Origin of the sequence: Pseudomonas sp. UM16 (genome assembly GCF_050312595.1) — a bacterium.
In the GTDB taxonomy this organism is placed as follows: domain Bacteria; phylum Pseudomonadota; class Gammaproteobacteria; order Pseudomonadales; family Pseudomonadaceae; genus Aquipseudomonas.
Window position 1 is genome coordinate 228,897 of record NZ_JBNPJT010000005.1, and the last position, 23,113, is coordinate 252,009.

The window sequence follows — 23,113 nt, forward strand, 5'->3', positions numbered from 1 at the left end:
AGAAGCAAGATTAACCGCTAAAATCGCGCAAATTTTGCTCAACCGCTCAATGCTTTCAGGAAAAACCCGACTGCTCAGCGCTTTTTGCTTGCCCCAGTCAGCTCCCCACCACAAGCTATGCGCTTAATGTTCAATGTCCGTTATGGAAGAAAGGCACTCCGACATGCGAATTCTCATCACCGGCGGAGCCGGCTTTATCGGTTCGGCGCTGGTGCGTCACCTGATCACCAATACCGAACACGAAGTGCTCAACCTCGACAAGTTGACCTATGCCGGCAATCTTGAGTCGCTGACCAGTATCGCGACCAACACCCGCTACGAATTTGTTCAGGCCGATATTGCGGATCAAGCGACCGTCAGCGCTGTACTTGAGCGCTTCCAGCCGCATGCCATCATGCATCTGGCGGCAGAGTCGCATGTCGACCGCTCGATCGACGGCCCTTCTGACTTCATCCACACCAACATCGTCGGCACCTACAGCCTGCTGGAGGCCACTCGCGCCTACTGGCTGACCCTACCGGCAGAAGAGCGTGCGGCATTCCGCTTCCATCACATTTCCACCGACGAAGTGTATGGCGACCTGCATGGCGTCGATGACCTGTTCACCGAAACGACGCCGTATGCGCCAAGCTCTCCGTACTCCGCAAGCAAGGCAGCGTCCGACCACCTGGTCCGCGCCTGGCAACGTACCTATGGCCTGCCGGTACTGATCACCAACTGCTCGAACAACTACGGGCCGTTCCATTTCCCGGAAAAACTGATTCCGCTGGTGATTCTGAATGCCCTGGCGGGAAAACCGCTGCCGGTATATGGCAATGGCCTGCAGGTTCGCGACTGGTTGTACGTCGAGGATCATGCCCGTGCCCTGTTCAAAGTTGTAACCGAAGGCAAGGTCGGCGAAACCTACAACATCGGCGGGCACAACGAGCAAAAGAACATCGACGTGGTCCGCGGCATCTGTGCGCTGCTCGAAGAGCTCGCGCCTGAGCGCCCGGCTGGCGTCGCCAACTACGCCGACCTGATCACCTTCGTCCAGGATCGACCAGGCCACGACCAGCGTTATGCCATTGACGCCAGCAAGATTGAGCGCGAGCTGGGCTGGGTCCCGGAAGAGACATTCGAAACCGGCCTGCGCAAAACTGTGCAGTGGTACCTGGACAACCTGCCATGGTGCCAGCGCGTACAAGACGGTAGCTATCAAGGACAGCGCTTGGGCGCCAGTGACCTCAAGGATCTTATTGCATGACCAAAGGTATCGTTCTGGCAGGCGGCTCCGGCACCCGCCTGCACCCAATCACGCTGGGTGTTTCCAAACAACTGCTGCCGATCTACGACAAGCCGATGATCTACTACCCGATCTCGGTGCTGATGCTCGCCGGTATTCGCGAAATCTTGCTGATCTCCACGCCCCATGACTTGCCGCAGTACCAGCAACTGCTGGGCGACGGCAGTCAGTTCGGTATCGAAATCAGCTACGCCGAACAGCCTTCTCCCGACGGTCTGGCTCAGGCCTTCCTGATCGGTGAAGAGTTCATCGGCGACGATTCGGTCTGCCTGATTCTGGGCGACAACATTTTCCATGGCCAGGGTTTCAGCGAGCAGTTGTTGCGCGCCATCAAGCAACCTACTGGGGCAACCGTGTTCGGCTACTGGGTCAAAGACCCGGAGCGTTTCGGTGTGGTCGACTTCGATCAAGACGGTCGCGCCCTGTCGATCGAAGAAAAACCGGCCAAACCCAAGTCGTCTTACGCAGTAACCGGTCTGTACTTCTACGATAACGATGTGGTGAACATCGCCAAGAACGTCAAGCCGTCGCCACGTGGCGAGCTGGAAATCACCGACGTCAACAATGCCTACCTGCAACGCGGTGACCTGCGTGTCGAGCGCTTCGGCCGTGGCTTCGCCTGGCTCGATACCGGTACCCACGACAGCCTGCTTGAAGCTTCGCAGTACGTGCAGACCATCGAGCACCGTCAGGGCCTGAAAGTTGCCTGCCTGGAAGAAATCTCCTTCCAGCAGGGCTGGATCGATCGCCCCCAGCTGCTGGAGCGCGCCAGGATTTTCGGCAAGACTGGCTACGGACAATACCTCTACGGCCTGGCAGAAGAGCATCAATGAACGTCATCACTACCGATCTGCCCGGCGTGCTGATCATCGAACCGAAAGTGTTCGGTGATAGCCGCGGCTTTTTCTATGAAAGCTTCAATGCCGAGGCGTTCAAAGAGCAAACCGGCGTCACCACAACCTTCGTCCAGGACAACCATTCCCGCTCGCAAAAAGGCGTGCTGCGTGGGCTGCACTATCAACTGGAAAACACCCAGGGCAAGCTGGTGCGCGTCACCCACGGTGAAGTACTGGATGTGGCTGTCGATATCCGTCGCAGTTCTCTGCACTTCGGCCAATGGATTGCGGTGAGGTTGTCGGCCGACAATCACCGCCAACTGTGGGTACCGGAAGGCTTCGCCCATGGTTTTGTCGTGCTCAGTGACAGCGCCGAGTTCCTCTACAAGACCACCGACTACTACAACCCAGCGGCCGAACGCTGCATTCGCTGGGACGACCCGGACCTGGCCATCGACTGGCAACTGGACGCCGCACCGCAACTGTCGGCCAAGGACCAGGCCGGTAAATGGCTGAAAGAGGCGGACCTGTTCCCATGACCGCACGCCGACTGAACATCCTTATCAGCGGCCAACACGGCCAGGTTTCCCAAGCGCTGCAACAGCGCTTGGGTGACCTTGGCCAGTTGCATGTGCTGGGTCGTGATCAGCTCGACCTGGCCCAGCCCGAAGGCATCCGTGAACGCGTGCAGGCGCTCAAGCCTGACCTGATCATCAATGCCGCCGCTCATACGGCAGTAGATCAGGCCGAAAGCGAACCGGAGCTGGCTTTAGCAATCAACGGCCAGGCACCAGGCATCTTCGCCGAAGAAGCTGCCAAGCTGGGCATCCCGCTGATTCATTACTCCACTGACTACGTGTTCGACGGCAGCAAGACCAGCGCCTATACCGAAGACGATCAACCCAACCCGTTGGGTGTCTACGGGCGCAGCAAACTGGCTGGCGAGCAAGCGATTAGCGCTGTCGGTGGCGAGCATTTGATCTTGCGCACCAGTTGGGTGTATTCGCTGCACGGGCGCAACTTTCTGCTGACCATGCAGCGCCTGCTGCAGGAAAAGCCGCAACTGCGCATTGTCGCTGACCAGATCGGCGCACCGACCTGGGCGGGCACCATTGCCCAGAGCACCCGTGCCCTGATCGAACGCTGGCAGGCGGGCCAAGCCGGTGCCTGGGGCACCTACCACCTGACCGCTGAGGGCGAGACGTCCTGGTTCGGTTTCGCCCAGGCCATCGGCGAACACCTCAAGGCCCAAGGTTTGCCCTGTGCCGAGTTGCTGCCGATTGCTTCGAGCGAATACCCAACGCCTGCACGGCGTCCGCTGAACTCGCGCCTGGACTGCAGCCGCCTGCAACGCGAGTGGAATGTCAGCCAACCGCACTGGCAGCAAGCGCTGATTGACTGCCTGAAGTAGCGCATAATGCGCCAGATCATTCTGGCGCAGTTACGATGACCAAGACTCCACCGCTACCCCGCCGCCCTCGATGGCGCAGCCTCGCGCTCCTGGCGATATGCCTGGCGCCGTTGCTCTGGCCCTTGCAGCACTTGGCCAAGCACTACTACCAGGGCGAACTGGCCGGCCAGAACCGCCAGACCCTGGACCTGTACGTCGCCAACTTGCTCGGCACCTTGCACCGCTATGAAACTCTGCCGCAGATCCTCGGCGACCTGCCCGCCTTGCGTGCGGTACTGGCCGATCCAATCCGCCTGGAAACCCTGACCAACGCCAACCGCCTGCTCAAGGACATTGCCACTCAGACCGGCGCCGAAGTCATGTACCTGATGGATGCCAAAGGCAACACGCTGGCGGCCTCCAATTGGGACAAACACGATAGTTTCATTGGCCGAAACTTCGCCTTTCGGCCTTACTACACCGAAGCCGTTGCCGGACGACTGGGGCGTTTCTTTGGCCAGGGCACGACATCGGCCAAACGTGGCTATTTCTTTGCCGCTGCCGTACGTGACGGCGACGAGATCATTGGCGCCCTGGTAGTCAAAGTCGACCTGGACCATACCGAAACCCTGTGGGGTAAAACCCCCGAGCAGTTGTTATTGACTGACCACAACGGCGTGGTGATCCTGACCTCGCGCCCAGATTGGCGCTTCCGCGCCACGCGGCCACTGACCGATACCGAACGTGAAGCGATTGCCGCCATCCAGCCGTATCCGACCCAGGCACCGCAGCCCCTTAATCTCAACGAACAAGCCTGGTTGATCCAGACCCAGGCTATTGAGGAGACCGGCTGGCAGGTCAGTATCCTCGCGCCGCGGACCCTGATCGACCGTTCGGTGAACACCGTGGTAGCGATCGGTGCCGCCGCCCTGCTGGTGCTGATGCTGTTGCTTGGCTTGATCATGCAACGCCGACGCCACTACATGGATCGCATCGACTTTGAGGCCCACGCGCGCCAGGAACTGGAAAAGCGCGTGATTGAACGCACCGCCGACCTCGAAGGCCTCAACAGTCGCCTGAAAAGTGAAGTACTGGAGCGCGAGCAAGCCCAGCAGGAATTGGTGCGAGCCCAGGACGAGCTGGTTCAGGCGGGCAAACTGTCGGTGCTGGGGACCATGTCGGCGAGTATCAGTCACGAGCTAAATCAGCCGCTGGCGGCCATTCGCAGCTATGCGGAAAATGCCGAAATCCTTCTCGACCATCAGCGCACCGATGACGCCCGCAGCAACCTCAAGTTGATCAGCGAGCTGACCGGGCGCATGGCTTCGATCATTGCTCACCTGCGTGCGTTCGCCCGGCGCGACCGCCATGCCCCGGAAAGTGTGGCACTGCAGCCGGCCCTGGATGACGCCCTGGCGCTGCTGGCCAAGCGTCGCCGGGCCATGGCCGTGGAGTTGGCGCGCGACCTGCCGGACGCGACCCTTTGGGTCCAGGCTGGTGAGACCCGTTTGCGCCAAGTGCTGGGTAACTTGCTGGCCAACGCCCTCGATGCCTTGACCGAAAAAGCCAACCCACGCCGGCTCATGCTCAGTGCCGAACAGCGCGATGGCAACGTCTACCTGTACATTCGTGACAACGGTCCAGGATTTACCAGCGAAGCGCTGGCCCGTGCCCGCGAACCCTTTTTCACCACCAAAACACGTACCCAGGGTCTTGGCCTGGGCCTGGCGATCTGCGATACCTTGATGCGCGCGCTGGGCGGCGAGTTGCTGCTTGGCAACCACCCGGAAGGTGGCGCCCTGCTTACCCTGCAACTGCGCATGGCCAAACCCGGCGCCAACCTGCAAACCTCGGAGGACCCATCGGCATGACGACCGAGCCGCTCATTGACAGCCGCATACAGGTGATTCTGGTCGATGACGACCCTCACCTGCGCCAGGCGCTGAGCCAGACCCTGGATCTTGCCGGTCTTAAAGTTCTGTCCCTGGGCGATGCCCAGAACCTCGCCGCACGCATCGACTCGGACTGGCCAGGCGTGCTGGTCAGCGATATCCGCATGCCCGGCATCGATGGCCTGGAGCTGCTGCAACAGGTGCAGGCCCAAGACCCAGATCTACCGGTGTTACTGATTACCGGTCATGGCGACGTGCCCCTGGCGGTTCAGGCCATGCGTGCCGGAGCTTATGACTTTCTCGAAAAACCCTTCGCCAGCGATGCCCTGCTCGACAGCGTGCGCCGCGCCCTGGCCCTGCGGCGCCTGGTACTGGACAACCGCAGCCTGCGCCTGGCCCTGAGCGACCGCCAGGAGCTGAGTACGCGCCTGGTTGGCCAATCGTCGCCCATGCAGCGCCTGCGCGAGCAGATCGGTGCCCTGGCTGGCACCCGCGCCGACGTGCTGATCCTCGGTGAGACGGGGGCGGGTAAGGAAGTGGTAGCCCGTGCGCTGCATGACCTGTCGAGCCGCCGCGACGGTCCTTTCGTCGCCATCAATGCTGGCGCCTTGGCCGAATCGGTGGTCGAAAGTGAACTGTTCGGCCACGAGCCCGGTGCCTTCACGGGCGCGCAGAAACGCCGGATTGGCAAGTTCGAGTTCGCCAATGGCGGCACGCTGTTTCTCGACGAAATCGAGAGCATGAGCCTGGATGTCCAGGTCAAGCTACTGCGCTTGCTGCAGGAACGGGTGGTCGAGCGTCTGGGCGGCAATCAGCAGATCCCGCTGGATATCCGTATCATTGCCGCCACCAAGGAAGACCTGCGTCAGTCTGCCGACCAGGGCCGCTTCCGTGCCGACCTTTACTACCGCTTGAACGTCGCCCCCCTGCGGATTCCGCCGCTGCGCGAGCGTGGTGATGACATCCTGGTGCTGTTCCAGCATTTCGCCGATGCTGCCAGCGAGCGCCATGGTCTGCCGGCTCACGCCCTACAACCGCCGCAGCGCGCGCTGTTGCTACGCCACAATTGGCCAGGCAACGTGCGTGAACTGCAAAATGCCGCGGAGCGCTTCGCCCTCGGACTGGAACTGGCGCTCGATGGTGAAGCCCCGCCACATTCCCAGGAACATCCTGTGATTGCCAGCAGTGGTAACCTCAGCGAACAGGTCGAACACTTCGAGCGCTCGCTGATTGCCGCCGAACTGGCCCAGTCGCATAGCTCTATGCGCAGCTTGGCCGAGGCCCTGGGGATTCCACGCAAGACCCTGCATGACAAACTGCGCAAGCATGGCCTGAGCTTCGCTGACAGCAACAGCAGTGCTGATGATCTGGAGGACAACCGCCCATGACCACGGACAGCCACTACCTGGAATCAGTGCTGCACAGCGACATTCCGTTGACCCGCGAGATGGGTTTGCAAGTGCTCGACTGGCAGCAGCATCAACTGCGTCTGCAACTGCCGCTGGCCGCCAACGTCAACCACAAGAGCACCATGTTCGGTGGCAGCTTGTACTGCGCCGCGGTGCTGGTCGGTTGGGGCTGGTTGCACTTGCGTTTGCGTGAAGCGGGAATCGACGACGGTCATATCGTCATTCAGGAAGGGCAGATCAGCTATCCGCTGCCGGTGACCGGTGCCGCCATCGCCGTCTGCCAGGCACCGGAGGAGAAAGTCTGGGAACGCTTCGTTGCCACCTACCAACGCCGTGGTCGCGCGCGCCTGAACCTGCATACGCAGGTCAGCAACGCCGGTAACGATGAGGCCGCTGTGCTGTTCAGCGGCCAGTATGTGCTACATCGCTGAAGCCAGCTGCAACAGACGCTCGCGCCACGGCGCAGCCGCCGGCAAGGCCAGAAAGTGGGGGTTGAGCAATGACTCGCGCGGCGGGTAGATAAACACCTGGCCATCGAGCCCGAGCACTACACCGCCCGCGCCTTCCAATACCCCCTGGGCGGCTGCGGTGTCCCACTGGGACGTCGGCGCCAGACGCGGGTAGCAGTCGGCAGCCCCCTCAGCCAACAGGCAGAACTTCAACGAACTGCCTATATTGGCCAGCTGCAATTCACCGACCGCAGTACTCAACCCCGCCAGCAAGGCTTCTTGTTGCGGGCTTGAATGCCGTCGACTAGCCACCACGGTAAACCCTGTACCCGCAGGGGGTGCCAGGCGAACCTGGATGGCCTGCGGCGCGGCATTGGCCTCGGCGCACCAGGCGCCAATACCCTGGCCACCAAAGTAACAACGGCCATTGGTGGGAACCGCCACGACGCCAAACACCACGCGGCCCTGCTCGATCAGGGCAATATTGACCGTGAACTCTTCAGTACCGGCAATGAACTCCTTGGTGCCGTCGAGCGGATCGACCAGCCACCAACGCTGCCACTGCTGACGCTCACTCAAGGGAATATTGCAGTCTTCTTCAGACAGCACCGGGATCTGCGGGGCTAACGCCTGCAGGCCCTTGGCGATCACCTCATGGGCAGCCAGATCGGCAGCAGTAACCGGCGATTCATCAAGTTTGGTAGTCACCGCTACATCGGCGCGCCAGAACGGCAGGATGACCTGACCCGCCTGCCGTGCCAACTCAACCACCTGGTGCATCAACTGCTGATCATTCATGCGCCGAATGCCCCACGCAGGGTCAACAGGTCACGCACCAGGTAGAGCGCCGCCAGTGCGCGGCCTTCGGAAAACTGCGGGTGTTGGGCCAGGGCCGAGAGTTCACGCAGGTTGATCTTATCGACACGCATTGGCTCTGGCTCATCGCCTTCCAGGCGTTCTTCATACAGATCGGTGGCCAACACCACCTGAATCTTCTGGCTCATGTAGCCTGGCGACAGCGACAGTTCGGTCAGGTGCTCAAGTTGACGGGCGCCAAAGCCCGCCTCTTCCTTGAGCTCGCGGTCGGCCGCAGCCAATACATCCTCACCGGGCTCGATCAGGCCCTTGGGCAAGGACAGCTCGTATTCGTCAGTACCGCCGCAGTACTCTTCAACCAGCACCGCATGCTCAGCATCAAGCATGGCCACGATCATCACCGCGCCATAACCGTTACCACGGCCCACAAGTCGTTCGTAGGTACGCTCGTTACCATTGGCAAAGCGTAACTGCACCGCTTCGACCCGAAACAGGCGGCTGCTGGCGACAATCTCGCGGGAGAGTACGGTAGGTTTTTGGCGCATGGGGCGGCTCCTGGGCGTGAACGGGTTACTATACCGTGGCTTGCCCGGCCACTGTTGCCCTGACTGTCCGAGAATTTCATATGCCCGTTTTAGCCTGGCCCACCATCGACACCGTACTGCTGGACATGGACGGCACCCTGCTGGACCTGCACTTCGACAACCACTTCTGGCTCGAACACCTGCCCCAGCGCTATGCCGAGTTGCACGGCATCAGCCGGGCAATGGCCGAGCTGGAAATGCAACCATTGTTCGAGCAGCACGCCGGCTCACTGAATTGGTACTGCCTGGATTTCTGGAGCCGCGAGCTGAACCTTTCGGTACGCGATCTCAAGCTCGAGACCGCCCATCTGATTGCCCTGCGCCCGGACGCTGACACGTTCCTCAAGGCGATCAAGCAGGCCGGCAAGCGGGTGATTCTGATCACCAATGCCCACCGCGACTCGCTGTCACTGAAACTGGAAAAAGTCGAACTTGCGCCGTATTTCGAACGCCTGATCAGCTCCCATGACTACGGCTACCCCAAGGAAAACCCACAGTTCTGGGACGCATTACAGGCCGATATCGGTTTTATCCCGCAGCGCAGCCTGTTTATCGATGACACCTTGTCGATCCTGCGCAGTGCCCGCGACTTTGGCGTGGCGCACCTGCTTGCAGTGCGCCAGCCAGACAGCCGTAAAGGGCCGCGTGATACCGAGGAGTTCGCCGCCGTGGAGGACTACCGGACGCTGCTCGAAGGGCTTTGAGGTTTACTCGGGGATGCGCAGGCTCTGGCCTGGATAGATCTTGTCCGGGTGCTTGAGCATCGGCTTGTTGGCTTCGAAAATCTTGTTGTATTGATTGGCGTTGCCGTACACGGCCAGGGAAATGGCGCTAAGGGTGTCGCCCTTCTTCACCACGACGAAACGCGCTGCCGCTACTACGGGACCCGTCACGGTGATTTGATCATCTACCGAAGCAACGCCGGCTATGTTACCCAGCGCCAGAAGGATCTTCTCCTTCTCTTCCTGGCTGGTCACTTCACCGGTGACCGTCACCTTGTCGCCATCGACAGTGGCCTTGATGTTCGGGTTGCCGAGGCCAACCGCTTCCACATGCTGTTGCAATTGCTCGCTGGCATTGGCATTACCCGGCGTCAGCAGGTCGATGATTTTCTCGCCGGCCTCTTTGATGAAACTGAAAATGCTCATACCGCTCTCCTTGGTTATGAATCTCGGAGCCTGCAGTCTAGGACAGGTTAGAATGCTTCGCCTGCTTTGCGCCAAGGAGCGACGATGGACATCAAACAACTCAAATTCCTCATCGCCCTGGATGAAACCCGCCACTTCGGCCAAGCCGCCGCCCGCTGCCATGTAACGCAACCCACGCTGTCGATGCGCCTGCGCAATCTTGAGCAGGAGCTGGATCTGGCCCTGGTCAACCGCGGCCAGCGCTTCGAAGGCTTCACCGCCCAAGGTGAGCGGGTACTGGCATGGGCGCGTACGGTAATTGCCGCCTATGACGGCCTGCACGCCGAAGCTGCTGCCTGTCGCGGCCACCTGGTCGGAAACCTGCGCCTGGGCGTGGTGCCGCTGTCGAGCTTCGATCCGCTGCCGTTGTTGCAACGCCTGCACCAGCATCACCCGGACCTGAACTTCGAACTCAGCGCACTGAGCTCCGAGCAGATCCTCGAACAGCTGACCAGTAATCGTCTGGATCTGGGAGTGTCTTACCTTGAGCGCCTGGACCACGAACGCTTCCTGTCGCTGCCCCTGGGCGAGACGCGCATGGGGCTGATGTATGACCCAGATCATTTTCGCTTCGACGAACAGCCCTTAAGCTGGCAAGCATTGACCGAACTGCCCCTGGGCCTGCTGACCGCCGGCATGCACTTTCGCCAGTCGATCGATCACAATTTCCACAGCCGCGGCCTGCAACCGCGCTTGCTATTGCAGACCGATGCCGTCCATCAGTTGGTCCAAGCGGTCCGCGGTGGTCTGTGTTGCGCGATCATGCCGCTGGCTGCAGGGCTGGAAGTGCTCACCGAACAGTTGCGCCTGCAACCCATAGAGCAGGCCTGCACCCTGGCGCCACTGGGCCTGATCATGCGCCGCACAGCGCCGCGCTCGGCTTTGGCCGAAGCTTGCCTGGCTGAATTTCAAGCCCTGCAAAGTGGTGCCTGATCGACGCCATCTATCAAGGCATCAACATTAGCGATTAGACGATAACCGAGCGCAAGCCTAGGCTTAATCCAGACCAGTCGCCGGTATCTCTAATGCGTACAAAACCTCCGGCCTGCGCGGCGTCCGCCCCCCTGACTGCGCCCGCGGCCAGCAATCACTATGACTACAGCCACCTGACCGATGACAGCCAGGCCAGCACCGCGCTGGCCGAAGAAGTCGCATTGGCCATTGCCTACAACGGCATTAGCCAGGCAGTCATGCTGGTCAGCCCGACTGACCTTGAAGACTTCATCGTCGGTTTCAGCCTCGGCAGCGGCATCATCACCTCTCCAGACGACATCTATGACCTCAAGCTCACCGGCCGCGGTTCGGCGATCAGTGCTGAAGTAGAGATTGCCAGCCGTGCCTTCTGGAACCTGAAAAACCAGCGTCGACAACTGGCGGGCACCAGTGGTTGTGGCCTGTGTGGGGTTGAAGCCCTGGAGCAGGCCTTACCGGAACTGCAGGGGCTACCCGGTGCGCCCCTTCCACCCGCGCAATGGCTCGACGGCCTGCGCCAACGTATCGACGCCTTCCAGCCCTTGGGCCAGCACTGCGGTGCGGTACATGCAGCGTTATTCATGAACAACCAGGGTGAACTGCTGCTGGGCCGTGAAGACATTGGCCGCCACAACGCCCTGGACAAGCTGATTGGTGCTCTGTTGCGCCAACACATCAGCCTTGATGGCGGTTTGGCAATTGTCACCAGTCGCTGCAGCCTGGAACTGATCCAGAAAGTCCTGCGCGCCGGCATCCAGACCTTGGTCAGCCTGTCATCGCCCACCGGCCTGGCCCTGCAGTGGGCGCGTCGGCACAACCTGAACCTGATCCATTTGCCTAAACACAGCGCACCACGGGTCTTCAGCCCCGTGCTGGAGAATTGCCCGTGAGCCTGCATCACCAAGCCGATCAGAAGCCCGTCCCGCGTTACAAGCCCTATCACGGTGCTGCTGGTGGCTGGGGTGCTCTACGCAGCGTGGCCCAAGCCTGGATCGGCAGCGACAACGCGCTGAAGAACATCCGTGCCCTGCTCAAGACCAACCAGAATGGCGGCTTCGACTGCCCCGGTTGCGCCTGGGGCGACTCGCCGGAAAGCGGCATGGTCAAATTTTGCGAGAACGGTGCCAAGGCGGTGAATTGGGAGGCGACCAAGCGCCGTGTCGATGCCGCGTTCTTTGCCCGCCACAGTGTCACCTCGCTACTGGCCCAGAGTGACTACTGGCTCGAGTACCAAGGCCGGCTGACCGAACCCATGGTCTATGAACCGAGCACCGACCGTTACCGGCCGATTGATTGGGACGCAGCGTTCGCGCTGATCGCCAGCCATCTGCATAACCTCGCCAGCCCCGACCAGGCCGAGTTCTATACCTCAGGCCGAGCCAGCAACGAAGCGGCCTACCTGTACCAGTTGTTTGTGCGCGCCTATGGCACCAACAACTTCCCGGATTGTTCGAACATGTGCCACGAGGCCAGTGGCGTAGCCTTGGGCCAAAGTGTCGGTGTCGGTAAAGGCACGGTGACCTTTGACGATTTTGAACACGCCGATGCGATTTTCGTCTGGGGCCAGAACCCCGGCACCAACCACCCTCGCATGCTCGAACCGCTGCGCGAAGCGGTCAAGCGCGGGGCTCAGGTGGTGTGTATCAACCCTCTCAAGGAGCGCGGCCTGGAGCGCTTCCAGCACCCGCAGCATCCACTGGAAATGCTCACCAACGGTGATCGCCCGACCAACACCGCATACTTTCGCCCAGCCCTGGGCGGCGACATGGCAGTGCTCCGGGGTATGGCCAAGTTCCTACTGCAGTGGGAGCGCGAGGCGCAGGCTAGCAACGCTGCGGCCGTCTTCGATCATCAATTCCTCAATCTGCACACCCAAGGGGTTAGTGATTACCTGGAGGCGGTGGACGCCACCGCCTGGGCAGCGATCGAGACCCAATCCGGTCTGAACCTGGCAGAGATCGAACAAGCTGCGCGGATGTACTGCAAAGCCAAGAAAGTCATCATGTGCTGGGCCATGGGCATCACTCAGCACCGCCACTCTGTGGCGACCATCCAGGAAATCGCCAACCTGATGTTGCTGCGCGGCAATCTCGGCGTACCCGGCGCCGGCTTATGCCCGGTACGTGGCCATAGCAACGTACAAGGCGACCGCACCATGGGCATCAACGAACGCCCACCGGTTGCCCTGCTCGATGCCCTGGAGCGACGATTCAGCTTCAAGGTGCCGCGTCACAACGGCCACAATACTGTGGAAGCGATTGCTGCCATGCTCGCCGGCCAGGCCAACGTGTTCATCGGCCTTGGTGGCAACTTTGCCCAAGCCACGCCGGATACTGAACGCACCGCGCAGGCTTTGCGTAGCTGTGAACTGACCGTACAGATCAGCACCAAGCTCAACCGCAGTCATTTGATTCACGGCAAGCAGGCACTGATCCTGCCGTGCCTTGGCCGTACCGACATCGACCAGCAAGCCGAAGGCCCGCAAGCGGTCACCGTGGAAGATTCATTCAGCATGGTGCATGCCTCCAACGGTCAACTGCAGCCACTGTCGCGCCAGATGCGCTCAGAGCCAGCCGTGATCGCCGGAATTGCCGCAGCCACCCTCGGAGCGAAACCGGTGGACTGGAACTGGTTGGTCGGCGACTACGCACGTATTCGCGACCTGATCAGCGACACCATCCCAGGCTTTGACAGCTTCAACCAGCGCCTGGAACACCCAGGCGGGTTCTACCTGGGCAATAGCGCTGGGCAACGGCAGTGGAAAACCGCCAGTGGCCTGGCCAACTTCAAGGCCAACCAGCTGCCTGAGGATCTTCTGCACGAACGCGTACGGGAAACCGGCCAGGTGCCTGATCTGATCATGCAATCGATGCGTTCCCACGATCAGTACAACACCACCATCTATGGTCTCGATGACCGCTACCGTGGGGTCAAGGGCCAACGCAACGTACTGTTCGTCAATGAAGCCGACATCCTCCGCCTGGGCTTTCACCCGGGACAAAAGACCGATATCGTTTCACTGTGGGGTGATGGCCGCGAACGCAGGGTCAAAGGCTTCACCTTGCTCGCGTTCGATATTCCCGCCGGTCAGGCGGCAGCCTATTACCCGGAAGTGAATCCGCTGGTACCGCTGGAGAGCGTCGGTGACGGTAGCCACACGCCGACCTCGAAATTTGTCGCCATCAAACTGCAGGCAGCGAGCGACAACGCGCGCATCCTCTGACAGAATCCGCTGTTCAACACGCACAAAAAAAGGCCCTGGTAGCGATGCCAGGGCCTTGTCTCAAGTAAACTCAGACAGCCAAAAATCGAGAAAGTTTCATAGTTAAAACAGTAACTTAGAGAATTGTGTACAACTCGTGTTACTCGTCGGATTTCCATTGCCAGCCCCCTCCGTCAGCCTCAGGATCGCCTCGTCATCCTTATGAGGCTCTCTTGATGAAGTACTCCTCGATTCTGTTGTTGTCTCTCGGCCTGCTCAGTGGCGTTGCCTCGGCAGGTGGCACCACCGAAGCCGGTATCGGCGGCGCATTGGGTGGGGTACTAGGGTCCGCAGTCGGTCAGTCGATCGGTGGCAGCACCGGTTCGACAATCGGTGCAGGCCTTGGCGGCGCAGCCGGTAGTGCTGTCGGTGCGAACAAACACAGCCGTGGCGAAGCGGCCATCGGTGGCGCATTAGGCGCAGCGGGCGGTAACGCCATCGGTCGCAGCGTCGGTGGTGTCAATGGCGGCTACATCGGTGCAGCTGCAGGCGGTGGTGCCGGTGGCGCACTGGGTAACTACATGGGTAAGGAAAGTGACAAGGAAGATCGTCACTACAGCAACCGTGGCTACGATGACCGCCGCTACCGCCACGACCGCGGCCATCACTATGGCCATCGCAAGCACAAGAAGCACTGGCGTCACCGTTAAGGTTAAGCACATCTGGGCTTAAGCCAATCTCTTAGTCCCTGCCCTCCCGGGCAGGGATTAGCGATGATCCTCCCGCGTTACCGGTCAAGCCGTTCCGGCAACACCTGCCGCCGACCTGGCGAAATCCCACACCAGGGCAATACCCTTACCTTACCTACGGCTTAGGGGCCACCCCGATTCTGACAAAAATAGCCAGTAGCTATCATCGAACATTCCCCAATCAGCCAATGGACGCAGGGAATGCGCATCGATTCTGCACCGCCGCCCCTACTGCCCGTTGTCCGCAGAGGCTGATATGCCGGCAGGCAAACGCTTACCTGCGCTCAACGATGCTCAGTTTCTTGAGCTGCAGTCGCTGGTGGAACGCGCATCAGGGGTGATTCTGCTTTCTGAGCGCCGCGCAGTCATTGCTGCCCGCCTGGCCAGGCGCCTGCGCCATTATCAATTGGCGACCTTCTCCGATTACATGCTCCTACTCGCACGGCCTGACCAGGGTGTTGAGCGTCAGCGCGTGATCGAACTGCTGATTGCCAAAGAGACTTACTTCTTTCGCGAACATCCGCATTTCGAATTCCTCGCCCACTGGCTGGCGACCAAGACCAGCCCTGTGCGCCTGTGGAGCGCTGCCTGCGCGTCTGGCGAAGAAGCCTATAGCTTGGCCATGGTTGCCAGCGAACACGCCCACAATACTAACTGGCACGTCCTGGCCAGCGATCTAAGCCCGCGTATGCTCGAATGTACCCGCCACGGCATCTATGACATTACCCAGGCACGGTACTTTCCTGAGGGCTGGCTGCAACGCTATTGCCAATGGGGCATTGGCGAAATGGCCGGGCGCCTGCAGGTACAGACAAGTCTGCGGGAGCGCATCAGGGTGCAGCAGATCAACCTGATCCGGCCGTTACCCGATGACCTCGGGGTGTTCGATGTAATCGTTCTACGTAATCTTCTCGGCTGTTTCAGTCAGGACGACAAGCACCAAGTCGTACAGCGGCTGCTGGCTCGATTGCGTCCGGGCGGACTGCTGTTGATCGGTCACAGTGAAAGCATACACGGGCTTGATCTACCAATTCGGCCGATACTTCCTTCGGTGTTCGAGCGTCTATGTTGACCTGCGCTGCCGACACCGACGGCAGACTTTCAATACTGATCATGCTCCGTCGCGGCAGCGCTCATACGGACCGAGCAAACCTGCCGCCTTCCAACCCTTGCGAAACAGGCTCGAACCCATGCTCTGCCGAATTCTACTTGCCGATGACTCGCCGCTCTTTCGGGCTGGCCTGCGCGCGCTGCTCGAACAAAAAAAACATTACGCCGTAGTCGGTGATGCAGGCGATGGCCTGACCGCAGTTGCTTTGGCGGAAAAGCTCAAGCCCGATGTGATTTTGTTGGGTATGACCGCCGACACCTTGGACAGTGAGCAGATTCTGCGCGAGCTGTGTCTGCGCGCACCCGCCAGCCATGTGCTGATGCTCTCGTCGCGCTCGGAGCTGGATTTTGTCATGCGCTGCCTGCAGCTCGGTGCCCATGGCTTTCTGCTCAATAGCGCCACGGTGCAAGAACTGGAGCAGGCATTACAGGCGCTGAAAAATGGTGGCCAGTACCTGTCCTCGGCAGTTCTGCCGATGGTCATTGGCCAAGCGGTTAAACACAGTCGCAAGCGCCTGCCTGGCAGCAACGCCATGCAGTTGACCGTCCGCCAGCTGGAAATCCTGCGCCTGATCGCCCGCGGCGAAAGCACCCGTTCGATTGCCGATGGCCTGGGCCTGAGCGTAAAGACCATCGAGGCGCATCGTTCACAAATCATGCACCGCCTGCAGATTCACGACGTGCCAGGGTTGGTATTGTTTGCAGTCCGCGAAGGGATTATTCGCCTGAACGACTGAAGATACGCTTCAGCCTTGCAAACGCGATAACGCTGCTTGCAGCTCGGCAGGTAGCGTTGCTGGCCGCCCCGAGCCGCGCTCGACGAAAACCTGAACTACCTTGCCAGCCGCACAAGGTTGCATCTCACCAAGGCGAAACAAGCCCAACTGATACTCCACCGAGCTGCCAGCCAGGCGCGCTACCCGCAGACCGACCTCAAGGGTGTCTGGAAATGCCGGCAAGGCAAAAAAGTCCGCCGCCGAACTGACGACAAAGCCCAGCACTTCGCCCTCCTGTGGGTCCAGGTTGGCCTGCTGCAGAAGGAATGCCTGAATGGTTGTGTCGAAGTAGCTATACACCGTGGCACCGGCGATATGGCCATTGAGGTCGCAATCCTGCCAGCGCGTGAGGATTGGCTGCAGGTGGGGATAGTCTTGGCGTTGGGGCATTTCGGACATGACTGGCCTAGCGTGTGGGGACGGGAATACAAAAGCTTCCCACAATCAGGAAGAAATACCGAGAACGAAAAAGCCGCCCCTGAGGGCGGCTTTTTCTGTTTCACACCGGTTTCAGCTTACAGCTGTGGACCAGCGGCCTTGATGGCGTCGGACACTTCAAACTTCTTGAAGTTGTCGATGAACAGATTGGCCAAGGCCTTCGCTGCTTCATCGTAGGCGGCTTGGTCAGACCAGGTGTTGCGCGGGTTGAGCAGGACAGTATCAACGCCAGGAACGACTTTTGGCACGTCCAGGTTGATGATGTCCAGGTGCTCGGTCTCGGCACCGACCAGTGCGCCGCTCTGGATCGCTGCGATCACTGCACGGGTGGTCGGAATGTTGAAACGCTTGCCAACGCCGTAGCCGCCACCGGTCCAGCCGGTGTTGACCAGGTAGACCTTGGAGCCGAAGCCGCGGATACGCTTGATCAGCAGCTCTGCGTATTCACCAGCAGGACGCGGGAAGAACGGTGCGCCGAAGCAGGTGGAGAAGGTCGACTTGATGCCGCTACCCGAACCCATTTCGGTCGAGCCCACCAGTGCGGTGTAACCTGACAGGAAGTGATAAGCCGCTTGTTCTTCGTTGAGAATCGACACTGGCGGCAGCACGCCGGTCAGGTCGCAGGTCAGGAAGATAACCGCGTTAGGCTCGCCACCGAGGTTCTGTTCCGAACGCTTGGCAACGTGCTCCAGCGGGTAAGCTGCGCGGCTGTTCTGGGTCAGGCTGACGTCAGCGTAGTCGGCGTGCTTGGCGTCATCGATCACGACGTTTTCCAGTACCGCGCCGTGCTTGATGGCTTTCCAGATGACCGGCTCGTTCTTCTCCGACAGGTCGATGCACTTGGCATAGCAACCGCCTTCGATGTTGAACACCACGCCTTCGCCCCAGCCGTGCTCGTCGTCACCGATCAGGTAACGGCTTTCGTCGGCGGACAGGGTGGTCTTGCCAGTGCCGGACAGGCCGAAGAACAGGGTGACGTCGCCCGCTTCGCCAATGTTAGCGGCACAGTGCATTGGCAGCACGTCAGCGGCCGGCAGCAGGAAGTTCTGCACCGAGAACATGGCTTTCTTCATTTCGCCGGCGTAACGCATGCCAGCGATCAGCACTTTCTTCTGGGCGAAGTTGAGGATCACGCAACCGTCGGAGTTAGTGCCGTCACGCTCAGGCACGCACTCGAAGTTGGCAACGTTGAGAACCTGCCACTCATCACGGCCAGCAGGATTGTACTGGGCCGGGTTGATGAACAGGCAACGGCCGAACAGGTTCTGCCAGGCGGTCTGGGTGGTCATTTTGACGGCCAGGTAGTGCTCGGAAGCGGCGCCTACGTGAACGTGCGAAACGAAATGCTCTTGGGCGTTATTAAAGGCCTCAACGCGGTCCCACAGGGCATCGAACTTGTCGGCCGGGAACTTGCGGTTGATCGGGCCCCAGGCGATGGCGTCCTGCGTGGACGGCTCTTCGACGATGAAACGGTCGACCGGCGAACGACCGGTACGATGACCAGTTTTCACAACCAGCGCGCCAGTATCGGCCAGCTCGCCTTCACCGCGGTTCAGCGCTTCTTTTACCAGCTCATCGACGCTCAGGTCGGTGTACACGGTGTTGTTGGCTTGCGTCATGAGATTCCCCATCCGGCCTGCGGCCGAGTGCTCCAAACGTTTTGTAGTAGAGCTTTGAAAACTACTACAGCGAAAAAAGTGGCCGGATTATGCCAGAAACGCCCAAAAAAAGTAGGGTCCTCCTGTCAGAACGGCGAGTTTCCGGCGTTAGACAGGAGATTTACCTTAGCTGAAACGTTTTAGTGACGAGTATCTGACGGCGTGTCTACACCGCCACCGGCGAACAATTGCTCGATATCGGCGGCATCGAATTGATAGCGCTGGTTGCAGAACTGGCAGTCGATCTCGATCTTGCCGGCATGTTCGTTAACCAGTTCCAACGCGTCATGCTTACCGAGGCTGACCAACGCGTTGCCGGAGCGCTCTCGCGAGCAGCTGCAGCGGAAATGCAACGGCTGGATATCGAACAGGCGCACCGCATCCTCGTGATACAGGCGATGCAGCATGGTGTCGTTGTCCAGACCAAGCAGTTCCTCGGCTTTCACCGTATTGGCCAGAGCTTTCACATGGTTCCAGCTTTCTTCACGCTCCTCGATATCCTTGTGGCGATCGGCAGGTAACTGCTGCACCAGCAGGCCACGGGCGCGCTGGCCGTCGGCGGTGAGGGAAATACAGGTGTTGATCTGCTGAGACATGACGAAATAGTTGGTGAAGCATTCCGACAGGTCCTTGCCGTCCAGCTCCACCGTACCCTGGTAGCGCTGACCGTTGACCGGAATGATGGTCAGGACCAGATGCCCGCCAGGCATCAGATCGGCAAGCGTTGCATCATCCTCGATCTGCTCGGCTACATAGCGTGCCAGGCCGCGAATTTCGTGCTCGCTGGTGCATTCGATGGCCAGCAGGGGCACCGGCCCGCTCGACTGCGCCTGAAGGATCAACAGGCCATCGAACTTCAGGGTGCCGACCAGCAGCGCGGCAGCCGCCATCAGTTCGCCGAGCAATTGCGCGACAGGCAGCGGGTAAGGATGCTTGGCCAGCACTTCAGCATAGCTACGCTCCAGCCCGACCATTTCGCCGCGCACATCGCGGTCGTCGAAGATGAAGCGTTGGGTGTAATCGGTATCCGGCAATTCAGGCATGGGTTCGGGTATTCGCGTAAATGAATTAATGGCACCTAGTTTATCAGTGCGCTCCGCGCCCGTTAACCGGCGCTGTCGTGAAGCTGGTGGAGCTGGCGCCGTTGTTTCTTGGTCGGCCGACCATCGGTCGTCACGCCCAGTGCGCCAGCCTTGCGCATGGCGGCTGCCTTCTCGCGCCGGTCAATACTCTCGGCGGTTTCCTCATACAGCGCCTGGGCCTCAGGCGCACCACGACGCACCACTGACAGGGCCTTGACCACCACCGTGCGCTCGTCAAAGCCTGTGCGCAAGACAAACTCGTCGCCGACCCGTGGCTCTTTGCCCGGCTTGCATCGATCACCGCGACAGTGCACCTTGCCACTTTCGATGGCGGCCTTGGCCAGCGCCCGGGTCTTGTAGAAACGTGCCGCCCATAGCCATTTGTCCAGGCGGACCTTATCGTCCTCTTCCGACTTTTGTGCCATGACATTTCCCCGCTTAATTTCGTAAACAGAACTGTACTACCGTAACTGGCGGATGCAAAAAAACCGCAGCGTGCTTACAGTTCACCGACCTGTCGCGCCTGCCGAGTCTGGCTTTGCGACTTTCTACGCTGGTTGAGCAATTTGAAGACATTTGACCATTTGACTGTGATCGGCCTGCGCGAGTGGGTAGCCTTGCCCGACCTCGGGGTGGCGGGCCTGCGCGCCAAGATCGACACCGGCGCCAGCACCTCCAGCCTGCACGCTACCGAGGTCGAGACCTTTGAGCGCAATGGCGAGGCCTGGGTACGCTTCAACGCGCATCTGGGCTCGGTCGTGCAACTGCGTCACCGCCGCTGTGAAGCGCCGTTGGTGACGATGAAAACCATCAAGAGCTCCAATGGCCACGCCCAGACCCGCTATGTGATCCGCACGCCTCTGGCACTCGGGGATCGGGTTTGGGAGGTGGAGTTCACCCTGGCCTGTCGCAAGGCCATGCGTTATCGCCTGTTGCTAGGTTCCAAAGCCCTGATCCATGGCCAATTGGTGGTCAATCCGGGCCTCAAGTACGTTCAGGACAAGCCGGCATTTCCGGCCACTATTTCTCCTTCCACAGGTGTTGCATGAAGATCGCCGTGCTGTCGCGTAACCCGCGTCTGTATTCCACTCGTCGTCTGGTTGAAGCCGGTACTGCACGAGGCCATGAGATGGTTGTGATCGATACCCTGCGCGCCTATATGAACATTGCCAGCCACAAGCCGCAGATCCACTACCGCGGCAAGCCCCTCGAAGGCTTTGATGCAGTCATTCCGCGCATCGGTGCCTCGGTGACGTTCTATGGCTGCGCAGTACTGCGTCAATTCGAGATGATGGGCGTGTTCCCGTTGAACGAGTCGGTGGCCATCGCCCGCTCGCGGGACAAACTGCGTTCGCTGCAACTGCTGTCACGCCGTGGCATCGGCCTGCCGGTCACTGGCTTTGCCCACTCACCCGACGATATCCCCGACCTGATCCAGATGGTCAACGGTGCGCCGCTGGTGATCAAGGTGCTCGAAGGCACCCAGGGCATCGGTGTGGTCCTGTGCGAAACCACCAAGGCTGCCGAGTCGGTGATCGAGGCATTCATGGGCCTGAAGCAGAACATCATGGTCCAGGAATACATCAAGGAAGCCGGAGGCGCCGACATTCGCTGCTTTGTGGTCGGCGACAAGGTGATTGCCTCGATGAAGCGCCAGGCCAAGCCCGGAGAGTTCCGCTCCAACCTGCATCGTGGCGGCAGCGCCAGCCTGATCAAGATCACCCCGGAGGAGCGCATGACCGCGATCCGTGCAGCCAAGGTCATGGGCTTGAGCGTCGCCGGCGTGGATATCCTGCGTTCGAATCACGGCCCGTTGGTGATGGAGGTGAACTCCTCACCTGGGCTGGAAGGCATTGAGGTCACCACCGCCAAGGACGTTGCCGGGATGATCATCGAGCATCTGGAGAAGAACGGCGGGCCAAATCTGACCCGCACCAAAGGTAAAGGCTAGACCGCGTCGCGCGGCAGCAACAGCCCCAGCGGCAGACGCACCCGGGCTTCCAGCCCACCGCCGGAGCGATTGCGCAGCTCGACATTGCCGCCATGCTGGGCAGCGATCCGCTTGACGATCGCCAGCCCCAGCCCCGTGCCCTTGCCACTGCGGGCACGGTCGCCACGAATGAACGGGTTGAAGATCACTTCCAACTCGTTCGGATCGATGCCCGCCCCCCGGTCCAGCACGCTGAGCACCACGTAAGGGGCGTTGCTGTCGCCTGAGACATACGCTGCCACTTCCACGCCCTTGCCGGCGTGATATAGGGCGTTGCCAATCAGGTTGTTGAGCAAGCGCTTGAGCGATACCCTGCGCAGCGGAAACGGTGGAATCGGCTCTAGACACAGACGTACCCGCTCTTCTGGCTGATTGAACGGTGCCACCACCTCGCGCACCAGATCACTGAGGTCGACCTCTTCCACTGGCTCATCCCGCCCGTCACGAATGAAAGCGAGGAACTGGTCGAGAATGGCGTCCATGTCTTCGATATCACGCACCATGTCATCGGTCAGGTCACTCTCGTTGGCCAGCAACGACAGCGACAGACGCAAACGAGTCAACGGCGTGCGCAAGTCATGGGAGACACCTGCGAGCATCAGCTCACGTTCGCGCCCAGCCTGCTCGACGTCTTCGGCCATCTGGTTGAAGGCCCGGTAGACCTCGGTCATTTCGCTCGGCGTATCGCTGACCGGCAACCTGACACTGCGCCCCTGGCCCAACTGCCTGGCGGCGAAAACCAGGCGTTTGAGCGGCTGGTTGAGTTGACGGACAAAGATCCACGCAGACGCCGTGGACAACAGGCCGATGGCCAGGAACCAACCCAATACACTCCAGATTTTCTGCCCACGCAATGGGTGCGGATACAGCGGCACCTTCAACCAGCCATCACCCAGGCTTGGCGCCCTCACCCATAATGCTGGTGGCGCATGAATGCGCAGGCGAACTTCAGTGTCGGCGCCAAGTTCGGCTTGCATCTGACGCTGGTAGATCTCGCTGTAAGGCCAATGCTGCTCGCCTTCAGGCACACCGGAGCCAACCACACGAATCAACCCGGCGGCCTCGGCAATCTTGTCGCGGTTAGACTCGTCAGCCGCCCAATAGGCACGCAGGGTCAGGGCGACACCGTGACTGTACTGGCGGTCGACCAGCACGTCCTCGTTCATCAGCAGGTAGACCAGGGTCAGAGCTTTTGAGAACAGCACGACGATCAGCACCAGCCAAAGGGTGCGGGCGAAGAAGCTTTGCGGGAACCACAGGGGCGTTTTCATCGACAACGGCTACACAC

The 23,113-nt window shown here is 60.3% G+C and carries 24 protein-coding genes; 16 read left to right on the plus strand and 8 right to left on the minus strand.

Going from position 1 to position 23,113, the window contains the following annotated elements:
- Window positions 1-163: 163 nt before the first annotated feature.
- From rfbB to ACQRAX_RS07995, 7 genes are read left to right on the plus strand one after another with little or no spacing between them, the layout of a single operon-like run.
- Entirely contained in the window at window positions 164-1,246 is a 1,083-nt protein-coding gene (rfbB, locus tag ACQRAX_RS07965) for a dTDP-glucose 4,6-dehydratase (RefSeq protein ID WP_412038917.1), read from the plus strand.
- A complete protein-coding gene (rfbA, locus tag ACQRAX_RS07970) occupies window positions 1,243-2,118 on the plus strand; it encodes a glucose-1-phosphate thymidylyltransferase RfbA (protein WP_412038916.1) in 876 nt (291 codons plus the stop codon). The genes rfbB and rfbA overlap by 4 nt, the downstream gene beginning before the upstream one ends.
- Window positions 2,115-2,660, plus strand: coding sequence for a dTDP-4-dehydrorhamnose 3,5-epimerase (rfbC, locus tag ACQRAX_RS07975; protein WP_412038915.1), 546 nt, complete (start codon window positions 2,115-2,117; stop codon window positions 2,658-2,660). The genes rfbA and rfbC overlap by 4 nt, the downstream gene beginning before the upstream one ends.
- Window positions 2,661-2,671: 11 nt before the next feature.
- Entirely contained in the window at window positions 2,672-3,532 is an 861-nt protein-coding gene (gene rfbD, locus ACQRAX_RS07980; RefSeq protein ID WP_412039101.1) for a dTDP-4-dehydrorhamnose reductase, read from the plus strand.
- A gap of 35 nt (window positions 3,533-3,567) precedes the next feature.
- Window positions 3,568-5,382, plus strand: a complete 1,815-nt coding sequence (locus ACQRAX_RS07985) for a sensor histidine kinase (protein WP_412038914.1) — start codon at window positions 3,568-3,570, stop codon at window positions 5,380-5,382.
- Window positions 5,379-6,791 (plus strand): sigma-54-dependent transcriptional regulator, encoded by a 1,413-nt coding sequence (locus ACQRAX_RS07990; RefSeq protein ID WP_412038913.1) that lies wholly within the window; start codon window positions 5,379-5,381, stop codon window positions 6,789-6,791. The genes ACQRAX_RS07985 and ACQRAX_RS07990 overlap by 4 nt, the downstream gene beginning before the upstream one ends.
- Window positions 6,788-7,243 carry a YiiD C-terminal domain-containing protein gene (locus ACQRAX_RS07995; RefSeq protein WP_412038912.1) on the plus strand — a complete coding sequence of 152 codons (456 nt, stop codon included), beginning with the start codon at window positions 6,788-6,790 and terminating at the stop codon, window positions 7,241-7,243. The genes ACQRAX_RS07990 and ACQRAX_RS07995 overlap by 4 nt, the downstream gene beginning before the upstream one ends.
- Here the strand turns inward: ACQRAX_RS07995 and cysQ are convergent.
- Entirely contained in the window at window positions 7,232-8,059 is an 828-nt protein-coding gene (gene cysQ, locus ACQRAX_RS08000) for a 3'(2'),5'-bisphosphate nucleotidase CysQ (protein ID WP_412038911.1), read from the minus strand. The two genes, ACQRAX_RS07995 and cysQ, sit on opposite strands and share 12 nt — an antisense overlap.
- Complete coding sequence (gene nudE, locus ACQRAX_RS08005; RefSeq protein WP_412038910.1) at window positions 8,056-8,622, minus strand: ADP compounds hydrolase NudE; 567 nt, start codon at window positions 8,620-8,622, stop codon at window positions 8,056-8,058. The genes cysQ and nudE overlap by 4 nt, the downstream gene beginning before the upstream one ends.
- Before the next feature lie 80 nt (window positions 8,623-8,702).
- Between nudE and yrfG the strand changes: the two genes are divergently transcribed.
- Window positions 8,703-9,365, plus strand: coding sequence for a GMP/IMP nucleotidase (gene yrfG / locus ACQRAX_RS08010; protein WP_412038909.1), 663 nt, complete (start codon window positions 8,703-8,705; stop codon window positions 9,363-9,365).
- 3 nt (window positions 9,366-9,368) lie between these two features.
- On the opposite strand, the gene lysM is transcribed toward yrfG, so the two are convergent.
- Window positions 9,369-9,809: a peptidoglycan-binding protein LysM gene (lysM, locus tag ACQRAX_RS08015; protein ID WP_412038908.1), complete on the minus strand. Its 441-nt coding sequence runs from the start codon at window positions 9,807-9,809 to the stop codon at window positions 9,369-9,371.
- 84 nt (window positions 9,810-9,893) lie between these two features.
- On the opposite strand from lysM, the gene ACQRAX_RS08020 reads away from it, so the two are divergent.
- From ACQRAX_RS08020 to ACQRAX_RS08045, 6 genes are all read left to right on the plus strand, one after another.
- Window positions 9,894-10,781: a LysR family transcriptional regulator gene (locus ACQRAX_RS08020; protein WP_412038907.1), complete on the plus strand. Its 888-nt coding sequence runs from the start codon at window positions 9,894-9,896 to the stop codon at window positions 10,779-10,781.
- Window positions 10,782-10,873: 92 nt separating this feature from the next.
- Window positions 10,874-11,710 carry a formate dehydrogenase accessory sulfurtransferase FdhD gene (gene fdhD / locus ACQRAX_RS08025; RefSeq protein WP_412038906.1) on the plus strand — a complete coding sequence of 279 codons (837 nt, stop codon included), beginning with the start codon at window positions 10,874-10,876 and terminating at the stop codon, window positions 11,708-11,710.
- Window positions 11,707-14,043, plus strand: coding sequence for an FdhF/YdeP family oxidoreductase (locus ACQRAX_RS08030; protein ID WP_412038905.1), 2,337 nt, complete (start codon window positions 11,707-11,709; stop codon window positions 14,041-14,043). Before fdhD ends, ACQRAX_RS08030 begins: the two co-directional genes overlap by 4 nt.
- A gap of 212 nt (window positions 14,044-14,255) precedes the next feature.
- The gene (locus ACQRAX_RS08035) at window positions 14,256-14,732 is read left to right on the plus strand and encodes a glycine zipper domain-containing protein (RefSeq protein ID WP_412038904.1); all 477 of its coding nucleotides are present in this window, start codon (window positions 14,256-14,258) and stop codon (window positions 14,730-14,732) included.
- A gap of 295 nt (window positions 14,733-15,027) precedes the next feature.
- Window positions 15,028-15,843 carry a CheR family methyltransferase gene (locus ACQRAX_RS08040; protein ID WP_412038903.1) on the plus strand — a complete coding sequence of 272 codons (816 nt, stop codon included), beginning with the start codon at window positions 15,028-15,030 and terminating at the stop codon, window positions 15,841-15,843.
- A 118-nt stretch (window positions 15,844-15,961) separates the two neighbouring features.
- Entirely contained in the window at window positions 15,962-16,618 is a 657-nt protein-coding gene (locus ACQRAX_RS08045) for a response regulator (protein ID WP_412038902.1), read from the plus strand.
- A 9-nt stretch (window positions 16,619-16,627) separates the two neighbouring features.
- On the opposite strand, the gene ACQRAX_RS08050 is transcribed toward ACQRAX_RS08045, so the two are convergent.
- The 4 genes from ACQRAX_RS08050 to ACQRAX_RS08065 form a co-directional block, all read right to left on the minus strand.
- Window positions 16,628-17,056: an acyl-CoA thioesterase gene (locus ACQRAX_RS08050; RefSeq protein ID WP_412038901.1), complete on the minus strand. Its 429-nt coding sequence runs from the start codon at window positions 17,054-17,056 to the stop codon at window positions 16,628-16,630.
- Between the two features lie 116 nt (window positions 17,057-17,172).
- Window positions 17,173-18,714: a phosphoenolpyruvate carboxykinase gene (locus ACQRAX_RS08055; RefSeq protein ID WP_412038900.1), complete on the minus strand. Its 1,542-nt coding sequence runs from the start codon at window positions 18,712-18,714 to the stop codon at window positions 17,173-17,175.
- Between the two features lie 179 nt (window positions 18,715-18,893).
- Window positions 18,894-19,796, minus strand: a complete 903-nt coding sequence (hslO, locus tag ACQRAX_RS08060) for an Hsp33 family molecular chaperone HslO (protein WP_412038899.1) — start codon at window positions 19,794-19,796, stop codon at window positions 18,894-18,896.
- A 62-nt stretch (window positions 19,797-19,858) separates the two neighbouring features.
- Window positions 19,859-20,260, minus strand: coding sequence for an RNA-binding S4 domain-containing protein (locus tag ACQRAX_RS08065; protein WP_412038898.1), 402 nt, complete (start codon window positions 20,258-20,260; stop codon window positions 19,859-19,861).
- 141 nt (window positions 20,261-20,401) lie between these two features.
- Between ACQRAX_RS08065 and ACQRAX_RS08070 the strand changes: the two genes are divergently transcribed.
- Both ACQRAX_RS08070 and rimK read left to right on the plus strand, forming a co-directional pair.
- Window positions 20,402-20,884 carry an ATP-dependent zinc protease family protein gene (locus ACQRAX_RS08070; RefSeq protein WP_412038897.1) on the plus strand — a complete coding sequence of 161 codons (483 nt, stop codon included), beginning with the start codon at window positions 20,402-20,404 and terminating at the stop codon, window positions 20,882-20,884.
- Complete coding sequence (gene rimK, locus ACQRAX_RS08075) at window positions 20,881-21,786, plus strand: 30S ribosomal protein S6--L-glutamate ligase (RefSeq protein WP_038605625.1); 906 nt, start codon at window positions 20,881-20,883, stop codon at window positions 21,784-21,786. Before ACQRAX_RS08070 ends, rimK begins: the two co-directional genes overlap by 4 nt.
- Here the strand turns inward: rimK and ACQRAX_RS08080 are convergent.
- On the minus strand, window positions 21,783-23,096 hold the full coding sequence (locus ACQRAX_RS08080) for an ATP-binding protein (RefSeq protein WP_412038896.1): 1,314 nt from the start codon (window positions 23,094-23,096) through the stop codon (window positions 21,783-21,785). The genes rimK and ACQRAX_RS08080 overlap by 4 nt on opposite strands.
- Window positions 23,097-23,113 lie beyond the last annotated feature (17 nt).

Excerpts from the sequence above, each read along its gene's own strand:
- rfbB (WP_412038917.1), top strand. The coding sequence starts at position 164 with ATGCGAATTCTCATCACCGGCGGAGCCGGCTTTATCGGTTCGGCGCTG.
- rfbA (WP_412038916.1), top strand. The coding sequence starts at position 1,243 with ATGACCAAAGGTATCGTTCTGGCAGGCGGCTCCGGCACCCGCCTGCAC.
- rfbC (WP_412038915.1), top strand. The coding sequence starts at position 2,115 with ATGAACGTCATCACTACCGATCTGCCCGGCGTGCTGATCATCGAACCG.
- ACQRAX_RS07985 (WP_412038914.1), top strand. The coding sequence starts at position 3,568 with ATGACCAAGACTCCACCGCTACCCCGCCGCCCTCGATGGCGCAGCCTC.
- ACQRAX_RS07990 (WP_412038913.1), top strand. The coding sequence starts at position 5,379 with ATGACGACCGAGCCGCTCATTGACAGCCGCATACAGGTGATTCTGGTC.
- ACQRAX_RS07995 (WP_412038912.1), top strand. The coding sequence starts at position 6,788 with ATGACCACGGACAGCCACTACCTGGAATCAGTGCTGCACAGCGACATT.
- cysQ (WP_412038911.1), bottom strand. The coding sequence starts at position 8,059 with ATGAATGATCAGCAGTTGATGCACCAGGTGGTTGAGTTGGCACGGCAG.
- nudE (WP_412038910.1), bottom strand. The coding sequence starts at position 8,622 with ATGCGCCAAAAACCTACCGTACTCTCCCGCGAGATTGTCGCCAGCAGC.
- yrfG (WP_412038909.1), top strand. The coding sequence starts at position 8,703 with ATGCCCGTTTTAGCCTGGCCCACCATCGACACCGTACTGCTGGACATG.
- lysM (WP_412038908.1), bottom strand. The coding sequence starts at position 9,809 with ATGAGCATTTTCAGTTTCATCAAAGAGGCCGGCGAGAAAATCATCGAC.
- ACQRAX_RS08020 (WP_412038907.1), top strand. The coding sequence starts at position 9,894 with ATGGACATCAAACAACTCAAATTCCTCATCGCCCTGGATGAAACCCGC.
- fdhD (WP_412038906.1), top strand. The coding sequence starts at position 10,874 with ATGCGTACAAAACCTCCGGCCTGCGCGGCGTCCGCCCCCCTGACTGCG.
- ACQRAX_RS08040 (WP_412038903.1), top strand. The coding sequence starts at position 15,028 with ATGCCGGCAGGCAAACGCTTACCTGCGCTCAACGATGCTCAGTTTCTT.
- ACQRAX_RS08045 (WP_412038902.1), top strand. The coding sequence starts at position 15,962 with ATGCTCTGCCGAATTCTACTTGCCGATGACTCGCCGCTCTTTCGGGCT.
- ACQRAX_RS08050 (WP_412038901.1), bottom strand. The coding sequence starts at position 17,056 with ATGTCCGAAATGCCCCAACGCCAAGACTATCCCCACCTGCAGCCAATC.
- ACQRAX_RS08055 (WP_412038900.1), bottom strand. The coding sequence starts at position 18,714 with ATGACGCAAGCCAACAACACCGTGTACACCGACCTGAGCGTCGATGAG.
- hslO (WP_412038899.1), bottom strand. The coding sequence starts at position 19,796 with ATGCCTGAATTGCCGGATACCGATTACACCCAACGCTTCATCTTCGAC.
- ACQRAX_RS08065 (WP_412038898.1), bottom strand. The coding sequence starts at position 20,260 with ATGGCACAAAAGTCGGAAGAGGACGATAAGGTCCGCCTGGACAAATGG.
- rimK (WP_038605625.1), top strand. The coding sequence starts at position 20,881 with ATGAAGATCGCCGTGCTGTCGCGTAACCCGCGTCTGTATTCCACTCGT.
- ACQRAX_RS08080 (WP_412038896.1), bottom strand. The coding sequence starts at position 23,096 with ATGAAAACGCCCCTGTGGTTCCCGCAAAGCTTCTTCGCCCGCACCCTT.